This window comes from Neobacillus rhizosphaerae (assembly GCF_937468385.1).
Classification (GTDB): Bacteria; Bacillota; Bacilli; order Bacillales; family Cytobacillaceae; genus Neobacillus; species Neobacillus rhizosphaerae.
Genome location: NZ_CALBWS010000020.1, coordinates 43,179 through 55,539, shown reverse-complemented (window position 1 = coordinate 55,539; position 12,361 = coordinate 43,179). Strand labels below are relative to the sequence as shown.

Here is a 12,361-nt window from a genome sequence, read left to right as displayed (position 1 = left end):
TATTTTTATTTCTCTCTTCTGGCTTAGATTATAAGAATTTTTTCCGTTCTTCTTCTATAATCGATGTGTAAATATCATGTTCCACATTCGAAGATGGGAGAACCTCATCCATTACAAATATTTCATTATTCTTTTTCCACCTTTTAATTAAGAAATAAATCAACATGGCTACCATAAATAATAAAACAAAAGGGGTAATCCACAGGCTAAGATTGAAGCCCTTTACCGGAGGAGCCTGTAGGGCATGAACCCCCAGTTCCCTTTCATAGTAATCAAGAATTTCCTGTTTTTTCATACCTTTCATAAACATTTCAGCTACATCTTCATAGTACCCCTGTTTTACATTACAGCTAGCCAAGTCATCGTTACCATGTCCATCCATGGAAAGCATATCAACAGTAGCTCTAAACTCTGGGTTAGTGTAATCAAAACTTGCTTTCCCTTTTTGTTCTTCAGCTGAAACATTTATTGCTCCGAAAAAAAAGACTAGACAAGCTATGAATCCTAAAATGCGCATCACATAACACCCTCCGTAAAATTTTTCACCCAAGAATCAATAATTAAGTTCCTCAATAAATGGAAATTATACTCAATATCTACTAAAAAATTAATCAATTTTAAGGTTATTTCCAATGGCTCAAAATAGCTATCTTTTATCGATAAATGAACATTTTTCATCAATAGTATAAATTGGATACTACCGTTACAATAGCTGTTATCAAAGATTTCTACTAAAAAGACTCAGACACAAGAAAATGTACCCTATAGGTAGACTTTTTTAAAGTGCCTACCCATAGGATACATTTTAATGAAGTGGTGATCTTAGATTAAAAGCTGCTATTTCTTATGATGAGTTTGGTTGCGATGAATATTTTCTTGGCGGTTTTTCTGCCTTCGATTCGCTCCACGAGAGTGTCTACGCCAGTTTCACCCATGAGTTCGGTATACACCTTTACAGTGCTTAAAGCAGGAAAGACGTATTTAGAAACACTGATATCGTTGACACCGATGATATTCACCTGGTCTGGAACAGAAATTCCTTCCTCCTGTAAAGCCCTGAGTGCACCTATAGCAATCGAATCATTCCCAGCGAAAATGGCGGTTGGTAGGTTATCACCATGCTCCTGAATTGCCTTTTTCATCAAGGAATGTCCATCATCAACGGAAAATGCACCTTGGTACATAAACGCTTCAGTCAATATCCCTTTTTCCGCCAAATAACCCTTGAATGTCAATTCCCTTGGGTCTTCTATGATAGAGGTTTTGTCTTTAAACCCTTCTCTTCCGCCGATATAGCCGATTTGTTTATGGCCTTTTTCAATGAAATAATCGAGTACTTTTCTTGTTGATTTTTCAAAGTCAATCACAATCGAATCAAACCGATCTTCATCCGGAGAAGTGTCAACAAAGACAATATTTTCAGTAATCTTCACTAAATCTTCCACTTGCTTGCTGCTAAACTTCCCAATCGCAATAAGCCCCTGAATATCATCTTCCTTCAAATCCTCATAGTTGTCTTGAAAATACTTGACCGTGTCCATTCCTAGCTGCCGGCAACGGTTTTCTACCCCTAGCCGTATCGACATGTAATACAAATCTTCCAGTTCTTCCTTTTCGGTATACCATTGGAGGACGGCAATTTTCCCTACCTCCTGCTTTCGTATCGGTTTCTTTTTATAGGATAGTTTCTCCGCAGATTCAAAAATTCTCTTTTTAGTATCATCGCTAACAGACAGGGTTGTGTCATAATTCAGTACCCGGGATACAGTAGCAATCGAAACGCCAGCCATTTTTGCAATATCCTTAATTGTAGCCATATCAATTCTCCTCAATTATTGGCAAAAAAACGATACTTCGTCGTGGAATAGTATACTTCCTCTGGGTTTAAAATGACAGTTGGAAATGCCGAGTGATGAATAGCATCAGGAAGCCCTTGCGTTTCCAGACACACACCTAAATAATTTCTTGCTGGAACACCTGATATGGAAAAGGGGCCCTCTAGTTGATTAGATGTATAAAGGACCACACATGGCTGATTCGTGGTAACCTCTAGCATCCGGCCGCTTTCTTCGTCACTTAAAACGATAGTATTTTCACCCTTTTTTGTAAAAATAAGTGGGTGATCGTATCCATGTCCGACGAGCTCATTTTGTGAATGCGAGGAATTTATTCCATCCTTTAATCTTCTGGCCCGCTGAAAATCAAATGGGGTATTCGTTGGATCACTCATTTTACCGGTGGGAATAAAATCAGGCCCTAGCTCTAAAAAGCGATCGCTATCCAGTTGAAGCTTGTGCTCTGAACAATCCCTTTTTAAATTTCCGCTTAAATTAAAATACGAGTGATTAGTTAAGTTTACCAACGTTTTTTGATCAGTTTTGCCTTCAAAGATCATACTTAGTTCATTTTCATTAGTTAGTAGGTAGGTTACGATCGTATCCAAATGACCTGGGTAGCCCTCTTCTCCGTCCAAACTATGGTAAAAAAACTTCACACCCACAGCGTTGTCTTCCTCTAGTTTTTCGGTCCTCCAAATCACTGAGCTAAAACCCTTCTCACCGCCATGCAAGTGAGTGGGTGCCTCATTGGCTGCAAGTCTGTATTCTTTTCCATCTAGTTCGAAACTAGCCCCTTTAATTCTACCGGCCACTCGGCCGACAACGGCTCCAAAATACGGCGACCATTGCAGATACTCATCAAAGCCCTCAAAACCAAGGACAACATTTTCAAAGGTACCAGCACGATCGGGGACGATGATTTTGGTAATCACACAACCGTAATTCAGGCATGAGACCGTCATGCCTGAATCATTGACAAGGGTATACTCGGTAATGGACTCACCCGCATACATGCCGAATATTCTATCTTGTATTTTCATCAATATATCACTCCATCATTTCAGAACCCTTACTTGGTTCAGACCTATTCTACAAATTCTAAGCCCTTAACTACATTCCCCAAGATTATAATGATTGGATAAACCGCTGGAACCCGGCAGTGCCCGCTTCATCCCGCTTAAACACACCAGCATCCTCTAATGCCTTCAAAAACTTCTTCCCTACCTCTTCTCTCACCAGGGATTCAACGTTTGATTCGTCGGCAACAGAGTGATAGTGTGCTTTTAATTCTTCAGCCCAGCTTAAATGATAATTGGCAACATCAGCAGTTTTGCCAATTATGTAATTCTCCACATCTTCCAGTTCTTCCTTTAAACGTGCTGGTAATACGGCCAGTCCCATCACTTCAATCAGGCCAATGTTTTCCTTCTTGATATGATGCACATCCGCGTGAGGGTGGAAAATTCCTAGTGGATGCTCCTCACTCGTCCGGTTATTGCGAAGGACAAGGTCGAGTTCAAAAAAGTCACCCCGCTTGCGGGCAATCGGTGTAATCGTATTGTGTGGAGTTTCATCATTCCAAGCAATTATCCCGACAGCTTCATCACTGTAGTTTTTCCATTTTGCTAAAATATGAGCCCCTGCTTCCACAAGCTCACCTTTTTGTTCTGACCGTAGACGAATAACTGACATCGGCCATTTGACAATCGAACATTCCACATGCGGGAAATTACCCATCGCAAACGTCCAGTCAGAATCGGCCTTTGCCATGGCAAATTCATAGTTTCCGCCTTGATAATGTTCATGTGAAAGAATCGAACCACCAACAATCGGTATATCTGCATTGGAACCTAGAAAATAATGTGGAAATTGCTCGACAAACGCTATTAACCTCGAAAAAGTAGTGGGACTAATCTTCATATCGGTATGCTTTTCAAATAAAACAATACAATGCTCGTTGTAATACACATAAGGCGAAAATTGCAAATACCAAGCCTCTTCCACAAGGTTTAACCGAATCATCCGGTGATTCGAACGGGCCGGGTGGTCGATTCTCCCGGCATATCCTTCATTCTCAACACACAGTAGACATTTTGGATAATTCGTTTTTTCCGCTGCCTGTTCACGCGCGATACTCCTCGGATCCTTTTCCGGTTTTGATAAATTAATCGTAATGTCAATTTCACCATACTCAGTCGCGGCCTTATATTCAATATTATTACGAATCCGCTTCATCTGAATGTAGTTACTATTTTTACTTAATTGATAAAAATACTCTGTTGCTACTTTAGGATTCTGTTGATATTTTTCATAAAAAAGCTGATTTACGTTGGATGGTCGCGCGATAAAGCAGTTCATGATTTTGCTCGAAAAAATTTCTTTTGCATCAAAAAGATTTTCAATAATGCCCTGCTCGCAGGCATACTCAACAATCTGGTCTAATAAATCAGGAATTTCGCTTTCCTCACTAACTACCATTTCCTTAAAATCAACTAGATGCAGCAGTGACAAGACCTGATTACGTACGTATATTTCATCTTCCCGCTCGATTAATTGAGCGGCAAGTGCTTGATTAACTAATTGTTTGACTAGTTGATAAATCATTTGCTTCACCCCTGATAACCGTTTGGATGATTCTTATGCCAGTTCCAGGCATCCTGAATAATTTCATGTATCGACGTTCTTATCGGATTCCAGCCCAGCACCTGCTTTGCTTTTTCCGAGGAAGCAATTAACGTACTCGGGTCCCCGGCACGCCGTTCATCCATTTGCACTGGAATATCGATTCCTGTTACTGCTCTAGCAGTCTCGACAATTTCTTTTACCGAGAACCCTTGACTGCTGCCAAGATTGAAAATATTACTTTCTCCGCCCTTTTGCAAAAACTTGAGGGCAAGGATGTGGGCAGCAATCAAGTCCTCAACATGGACATAATCTCTGATGCAAGTACCGTCCGCGGTATCATAATCATCCCCAAAGATGGTCACCGCTGGTCTTTTTCCTAAGGCCGCTTCCAAAACCACCGGAATCAGGTGCGTTTCCGGATTGTGGTCTTCACCAATTTGCCCATCACTTCTTGCCGATGCCACGTTAAAATAACGGAGGGAGATGTACTTAATCCCAAATGCCTTATCACACCAAGCCATCATTTTTTCCATCGCTAATTTCGTTTCACCATACGTATTCGTTGGTAGTGCGTTCGCCTCTTCGGTAATCTGCACGACCTTCTGTTCACCATAAACAGCGGCGGTGGAAGAGAATACGATCGGCTTAACACCGAATTCCTTCATCATTTCAAGGACGATTTGCGTTCCGTACACATTGTTATCAAAGTACTTTAACGGCTCGACCATTGATTCACTAACCAGTGAGTTGGCAGCAAAATGCAAAATTGCTTCAATATTTTCCTGTTCAAAAACAGAGCGCATAAACGCTCGACTGCGGATATCGCCTTCATAAAAGCGTGCTCGTGGGTGAATCGCATCCTCGTGACCTGTCTGTAAATTATCAATCACCACTGTATCGAACCCCTGATCAATTAACTGGTATACTGCGTGAGAACCGATATAACCCGCACCGCCTAAAACAAGAATGCTCATTTAAACCGACGCCTCCATTTCAATTTCCTTTGCCCCGTCGCCAATGCTGGCAACGTAAAAATCTGCCTCGTAGCCAATCTTGTCACGATAGGTCGCCCCCACATTGGCAATAAAGCGGTTAACCGCTTCGTTTTCAACAATTGCGATGGCACAACCGCCAAAGCCCGCACCCGTCATGCGTGCCCCTAGGACTCCTGGTTGATTCCAAGCAGCTTCTACCAAACTATCAAGTTCTAGGCCCGTCACTTCATAATCATCTCTTAAAGAAATGTGCGATTGGTTCATCAACTGTCCAAACTCCTCTATATTCCCAGCCCTAAGCTCCTCTAAAGCCTTAAGTGTTCTCACATTTTCATAAACTGCATGCTTCGCCCGTTTGCGGACTATTTCATTGGGAATTAAGGATTGATTTTCATCAAATTCTTCTACTGAGAGCTGTCCGAGTGCTTCAATTGGGAGTCTTTGCTGAAGCTTGGCCAATGCAGTCTCACATTCGCTTCGGCGCTCGTTGTATTTGGAATCCGCCAACTCCCGGCGTTTGTTCGTATTCATAATGATAATTTTGTGATTTTTAAGGTGGATAGGTGCGTACTCAAACGTAAGTGTCTGACAATCCAACAATATCCCGGCATCCTTCATTCCCATCCCAATCGCAAATTGGTCCATGATGCCACTGTTTACCCCAATAAATTCATTCTCTACCTTCTTTCCAAGCTTGATTAACTCAAGACGTGGAATATCTAATCCAAACAAACCAGAAACAAGGACGCCAGTTAACAATTCAATCGAAGCTGAGGAGGAAAGACCGGCGCCATTTGGAATATTTCCATGGATGGCACACTCAAAGCCAGTTGGAATCTCGTATCCTGCCTCGATAATATACCGAATCATCCCTTTCGGATAATTGGCCCAATTGTGTTCTTTATCATAATTTAGTTGTCTTAAGTTAAATTCGATAATTCCTTTGTCAGGAAAATTACTTGAGAACAAACGGATAAGACCATCCTCGCGCTTTCTCGCAACAGCATAGGTCCCATAGGTTATCGCACAAGGAAATACATGTCCGCCATTATAATCTGTATGTTCGCCAATTAAATTAATCCGTCCGGGAGCAAAAAACGCTTGTCTAGGTAAAACATGAAACAAGTCCAGAAATGTTTTATTTAACGTTGTGAAATTCATGATTTATTGCCTCCATTCATCTTTTATCAAACCATCAATCTTGTAAGTAAATAACGATCTTCAAGCACATTTTACTCTCTTTAGTAAAACTATTCAATAATTTTACTAAAGTTTTTACTAAAAACACAAAAAGACGGTGGATAAACCGTCCTTTTGTTCAAAGATAAGAAAAGTATAAAATTTTCGACTTCGAGAATTGTCCAGCTCCAGCGCCCTAGCGACTAGAGTGCTTCCCTCACCTCCCTATGATAAGTCAACATCGGTTCGCTAACGCTCACCGTGTTTCCTTTATCTCAGTCGGTTCAGTCCAGCCCTTACGTCGCTGACCAGGGCGCTTGCGCTTTTCTTAGAATCACTCTTTCTCTTTACTTTCTAAGAAAACTACATATGATTGAAAGTCGCCTCCACGCTCAGCACCTTTGCTATTAACACCATTAAATTCGGTGGGAAGCTGAAGGCCAACTTGCATTAGTTCATCTCCATAATACGTTAGCTTGTGACCTGCTACTTTATACACTTTCGCTTCATCTAGACCACTGAGACGAACTGATTGCTGTTTCGGAGAGTTTGGTGTCCCCAAAACCTTATACCATCCTACCAATGCTTCCGATTTATCTGAACTAACGACCATCCAAGCCGTTTCATTTTCAGTAAAAGGACTTAACAGACGATAAAACTGACCATCTCGTATTAAGCCTCGGTGCTTTTTATAAAAAGCAACCTGCTCTTTAATTTCCAAACGCTCAACTTCTGATAGCTTAAGAGGATCCAGCTCATATCCAAAGTTTCCAAAATAAGCAGTATTTGCCCTTGTCGATAATGGCGTCGTTCGCAATGTTTGATGGTTTGGAACCTCTGATACATGGGAGCCCATGCTATATACCGGATAGGCGAAGGATGTTCCATATTGAATCTTCAGCCGCTCAATCGCATCGGTGTCATCACTTGTCCAAGCTTGCGGAGCGTAGTACATCATTCCTGGGTCAAAGCGTCCGCCCCCACCTGCACAAGATTCAAACAAAACATGAGGGAACTCACTCGTTAAGCGTTCATATAAACTGTAAACTCCTAAAATATAACGATGGAAAAACTCACCTCTCTGACCGACATCCAGCTTATGTGAAAAAGCCTCGGTAATATTCCGATTCATATCCCACTTAATATAAGAAAGGCCTGTTCGTTTGATGATGCCTGACATTTTTTCATAAAGATAGTCGACAATTTCACGTCTTGAGAAATCGAGCACAAGCTGGTTTCTCCCCAGGGTTTGCTGATGCAGTGTACCAACTGACCAATCAGGATGCTCCCGATATAAGTCACTGTTAGGACTTATCATCTCAGGCTCAAACCAAAGACCAAATTTCATACCGACATCGGAAATTTTCTTGGCTAGGCTTTCTAAACCCTTCGGAAGCTTATTTAAATCGACATGCCAATCCCCTAGCGAGGAGGTATCATCATTCCTTTTTCCAAACCAGCCATCATCAAGGACAAATAGCTCTATCCCTAATTCACTGGCTGTTTTCGCAATGTTTACTAGCTTTTCCTCATTAAAATCAAAATAGGTGGCCTCCCAATTATTAATTAAAATCGGGCGCTCTTCCTGCTTCCAATAACTAGGGATCAAATGATCTCGGTATAAATCATGAAAAGCCTGGCTCATTCCATTTAATCCTTGATCTGAATACACCATGACCACTTCTGGTGTTTGAAATACCTCATTCGGCTTTAAATTCCAGTTGAAGCCAAACGGATGAATTCCTACTATCAGTCTTGCCGTATCATAATGATCAACTTCTACTTGCATAATGAAATTGCTGCTATAAACGAAATTAAAACCATAAACTTCTCCTGTATGCTCCGTAGTATATGGTCTCTTTAAAGCTAAAAACGGATTATGATGATGAGAACTAGCACCACGCAGACTGGAGATAGACTGAATACCCGTTTCTAGTCTCCTCTCTTTCACATGCCGTTCCCGCGACCATGCCCCTGCTAAATGGGTAAAAATAAAATCCTTATCTGGCAGGTCAAGCGATGCCCCCATTAATCTCTCAATGACCAACTTATCTGTACCGTTGTTTTTTAAGGAAGCACTTCTCGTTATGACTGGTTTGTCGCGAAAAATCGTATAGTTTAGTATCAACTCCGCTTGAAGAAACGTATCTTTTAACACTAGCTGAAGTGTTTCAGCTTCTTCATTTTCTTCTGTGTATGTTGCAGGCATTCCAACAAGATGCGGCTTTCCTTCTAAGAGTCTAAAAGTTTCATATTTAAAATCGGGGATATGATGATCCAAGGGTTTTCTCACACTAATCGCAGGCTCACGGAAATCAGAATTCCCGTACGCCGGGTATTCCTGACGTATGGTTTCCAAACAAAAGGCAGGATCGTCCACATACACATGACAGCTTGCAGCTGTCGGTACATCATATGTTTGTAAATGAGAAAAATCAGACCGATGACGTAAAGCCTTTCCATAGTAAAGGTGACCTAATTGTCCATTTTTCATCACGTGAAAAATATAACTCACTTGTCCATTTGTTAAATGGAACTGCTGGTTCTCTCGATTAACATGTATAAGCATAATCGACTCCTTAACCAAAATATGATTGATTGCAAATAAGCAAAGTTAAGAGCCTATATGTCAGACTCTTAACTTGAAAAATAATTAAACTCTATGAATCATAAATTCAAATTCCATTTCTTGGTCTGCATGAATGAGATGTTCATCATGAACCGGTGCGCCCCAGCTATCGTCTCCGCCTACACCCATCTGCTTGCCGGCAACGGTCACAACCGTATAATGTACATTTGGAAGCTCGTAATGATGATTAGCATTCTCTAATTCAAAAGCCGTATACGGCGAAAGATTGCACTCTACTGGTTCAGTAACAGATGATATTTTCATCCCCTGTCCCTCACGGTTCGTCAGATTTACCCGACGGACCCCGGTACGGCTGCCTGATTCTTGCGGCATCACATAACCGGACACATTGTCAGACACTTGATTCCTAAAAATCCCAAGCCTTGCTCCCTTGGAGCGGTCCGAGTAATTCTCCTCCGGACCTAACGCATACCATTCCAATTGATCATAATCAGCTGGAACCTTAAAGGTTACTGCAAAAATAGGCATTTGCGGGAGATTCGTTGCACCATGATATACTGACTTCACCCGCACACTGCCATCAGCAAAAACGGTATAACTAATCTTCACCTTGACATCAGTATTCATCGGTAAGCTATAAGTAAAGCTGACACATACCTGACCGACTCCTTCTTCAAGGTCAATCCCTACACATTGACGTGCAAGGCTGGCTGCATACCAAATCCCTGAGCGGAAGCCTTGAGAATAGCCTCGATCATTATCGGTCGTTGCTCTCCAAAACAACGGAGCTGGAGGAAGGGCAATCATCTCTCTTCCCGCATAGTTCAGCGAAACTAGACTTCCCACCTGCTTCGAGAATAGGATAGTGAAATCACGGCCGTGAACACCGATATTGACGTCACCCTCTACGACTCTTAAATCTCCAATGGTAGCCGCCGCTTCTTCCTGGATCCCGTTGACTTTAAACACAAACTGACCAAACGCGATCTCATACCCTACATCGGCCCAAAGCTTGTTTTCCTTTAGTTTAAAAGCGGTATGGATACAATACTCACCGGGTACGTTCATGATATCCGCTGGCACCACAAATTCAACATGTCCAGAACTCTGCGGTGCCACAACCACATGAACCAAATTCCGATAAATTTCCTCACCCTCAAGAAAAAGAGTGTACTCCAAATCATAATCAGTTGTATCAGTGAAAAGGTTATCGTTAATAATCGTAACTCCGGTCTGATCCGGTACCAGCTTAAGGTTTTGATATAAGTACTTTACTTCCTGCATCTTTGGCGACAGTTCTCGATTTGCATATACAATGCCATTCGTACAGAAACCGTAATCTGTAGGGCGGTCGTCAAAATCACCCCCATAGGCTAAGAATTCTTTTCCGTACCGGTCCTGTTTAATAATCGATTGATCGATATAATCCCAAATGAAGCCGCCTTGATACATTGGGTATTTCTGCTCTAAATCCGTGTACTTATACATCCCACCAAGTGAATTTCCCATCGCGTGCATATACTCGCAGCTAATGTATGGCTTGTCAGGATTTTCACTCAAATATTTTTCAATATCTGCAGGTTTTGCATACATTCGGCTTTCCATATCACTTGTGTCGTTATAAGCACGTGCATGGAATACGCCCTCATAATGCACAAGACGGCTCGGGTCGACCGACTTAAAATAACGAGAAACGTTACGAATCACTTCACCTGCATATGATTCATTTCCGCACGACCAAATCAGGATGGATGGGTGATTTTTATCCCGTTCAAACATTGATATGGCCCTGTCCGTGACAATATTTTGCCATTCCGGTTTATTCCCGGGAATATTCCAGGAAGGCTCGACTGCGCCCATCTTTTGCCAAGACCCATGCGTTTCCAGGTTCATTTCATCGATAACATAGACACCGTATTCGTCACACAATTCGTACCAATAGCTCTGATTCGGATAGTGCGAAGTACGGACGGCATTAATGTTATTACGCTTCAGCGTTTTAATATCCCACAGCATGTCTTCCTTAGTAATCGCGCGACCTCTTCGGCAGTTGAATTCGTGGCGGTTCACACCTCTAAAGACAATGCGTTCACCGTTTAATCTCATAATCTTATCTATTATTTCAAAACGTCTGAAGCCAACCTTTTGCGGGATTACCTCTACGAGATTACCAAACTGGTTGAAAATTTTAAGATAAAGTTTATACAAATAAGGAATTTCCGCACTCCATAGCTCTGGTCCATCCACATCTATGGAAAGTGTCCAACCTTCGTCATCATGCCTTGCATCCGTTGCCGCGACCAAGCCACCGTGGGCATCGTAAAGCTCAGCTACTATTTTTGTAGGAGCTGAAACAGCTGTCAAAAGCTTTAGGTCTACTTGAAGCGACCCTTTCGATAAGGTGGAATCCAACTCTGCCCGTACATTGGCATCATAGACATGTATCTCAGGTACTGTGAATAGATATACATCCCGAAAAATACCAGAGAAGCGCCAGAAATCCTGGTCTTCAAGCCAGCTGCCAGTACTACGCTGAAAGACCTCAATCGCAAGCTTATTCTCCCCTTCAGTTAAAAAAGGCGTAAGCTCAAACTCTGCTGGAGTAAAAGAATCCTCGCTATAGCCGATGAACTCCCCATTTAGCCAGACATAAAAGGCTGACTCCACACCTTGAAAGGAAATATACAAGGGCTTATTTTGCATAGGATCAGGCACGTTAAACATCCTCACATAGCTTCCAACCGGATTATAATCCATCGGAATTTCTGGTGGACGGATATCGTTGTGTCCATCCCATGGATACATCGTATTCACATATTGAGGCTTTCCAAAACCTTGAAGCTGAATATGTCCGGGTACTGAGATATTCTCCCAGCCTGAGCAATTGTAATTAAGCTGGTAAAATTGATCTGGGCGGCTATCTGGATTCACACTATAGTTGAATTTCCAATTCCCATTCAAATCGTGCCTCATTTTCATTGAAGCAGCACTCCTTGCCTCCTCCATCGTTTCGTAATAATGGTGGTCTGAGTGCGCAGGCAACCGATTAACTGCAAACACTTTAAGATCAGAAAGCCAGTTTATTGTTGGAATTGTTGTCATCACTATTACACTTCCTATCTACGTTTTTCAAA

At 41.8% G+C, this 12,361-nt stretch carries 8 protein-coding genes; all 8 read right to left on the bottom strand.

Going from position 1 to position 12,361, the window contains the following annotated elements:
• Positions 1–28: 28 nt before the first annotated feature.
• Positions 29–517 (bottom strand): cytochrome c-type biogenesis protein CcmH, encoded by a 489-nt coding sequence (locus M5A78_RS15085; protein ID WP_248736135.1) that lies wholly within the window; start codon positions 515–517, stop codon positions 29–31.
• A 310-nt stretch (positions 518–827) separates the two neighbouring features.
• On the bottom strand, positions 828–1,817 hold the full coding sequence (locus tag M5A78_RS15080; RefSeq protein WP_248736102.1) for a LacI family DNA-binding transcriptional regulator: 990 nt from the start codon (positions 1,815–1,817) through the stop codon (positions 828–830).
• Between the two features lie 11 nt (positions 1,818–1,828).
• Positions 1,829–2,878, bottom strand: a complete 1,050-nt coding sequence (locus tag M5A78_RS15075) for an aldose epimerase family protein (protein ID WP_248736101.1) — start codon at positions 2,876–2,878, stop codon at positions 1,829–1,831.
• A gap of 85 nt (positions 2,879–2,963) precedes the next feature.
• Positions 2,964–4,442, bottom strand: coding sequence for a UDP-glucose--hexose-1-phosphate uridylyltransferase (galT, locus tag M5A78_RS15070; protein WP_248736100.1), 1,479 nt, complete (start codon positions 4,440–4,442; stop codon positions 2,964–2,966).
• A gap of 5 nt (positions 4,443–4,447) precedes the next feature.
• Positions 4,448–5,437, bottom strand: a complete 990-nt coding sequence (gene galE / locus M5A78_RS15065) for a UDP-glucose 4-epimerase GalE (protein WP_248736099.1) — start codon at positions 5,435–5,437, stop codon at positions 4,448–4,450.
• On the bottom strand, positions 5,438–6,619 hold the full coding sequence (locus M5A78_RS15060; protein WP_248736098.1) for a galactokinase: 1,182 nt from the start codon (positions 6,617–6,619) through the stop codon (positions 5,438–5,440).
• Positions 6,620–6,971: 352 nt separating this feature from the next.
• A complete protein-coding gene (locus M5A78_RS15055; RefSeq protein ID WP_248736097.1) occupies positions 6,972–9,206 on the bottom strand; it encodes an alpha-galactosidase in 2,235 nt (744 codons plus the stop codon).
• 84 nt (positions 9,207–9,290) lie between these two features.
• Entirely contained in the window at positions 9,291–12,329 is a 3,039-nt protein-coding gene (locus tag M5A78_RS15050; RefSeq protein WP_248736134.1) for a glycoside hydrolase family 2 TIM barrel-domain containing protein, read from the bottom strand.
• Positions 12,330–12,361 lie beyond the last annotated feature (32 nt).

What these genes read in the sequence shown, in the direction of transcription:
- M5A78_RS15060 (WP_248736098.1), bottom strand. Translation starts at nt 6,619, where the DNA reads ATGAATTTCACAACGTTAAATAAAACATTTCTGGACTTGTTTCATGTT.
- M5A78_RS15080 (WP_248736102.1), bottom strand. Translation starts at nt 1,817, where the DNA reads ATGGCTACAATTAAGGATATTGCAAAAATGGCTGGCGTTTCGATTGCT.
- M5A78_RS15085 (WP_248736135.1), bottom strand. Translation starts at nt 517, where the DNA reads ATGCGCATTTTAGGATTCATAGCTTGTCTAGTCTTTTTTTTCGGAGCA.
- galE (WP_248736099.1), bottom strand. Translation starts at nt 5,437, where the DNA reads ATGAGCATTCTTGTTTTAGGCGGTGCGGGTTATATCGGTTCTCACGCA.
- M5A78_RS15050 (WP_248736134.1), bottom strand. Translation starts at nt 12,329, where the DNA reads ATGACAACAATTCCAACAATAAACTGGCTTTCTGATCTTAAAGTGTTT.
- M5A78_RS15055 (WP_248736097.1), bottom strand. Translation starts at nt 9,206, where the DNA reads ATGCTTATACATGTTAATCGAGAGAACCAGCAGTTCCATTTAACAAAT.
- galT (WP_248736100.1), bottom strand. Translation starts at nt 4,442, where the DNA reads ATGATTTATCAACTAGTCAAACAATTAGTTAATCAAGCACTTGCCGCT.
- M5A78_RS15075 (WP_248736101.1), bottom strand. Translation starts at nt 2,878, where the DNA reads ATGAAAATACAAGATAGAATATTCGGCATGTATGCGGGTGAGTCCATT.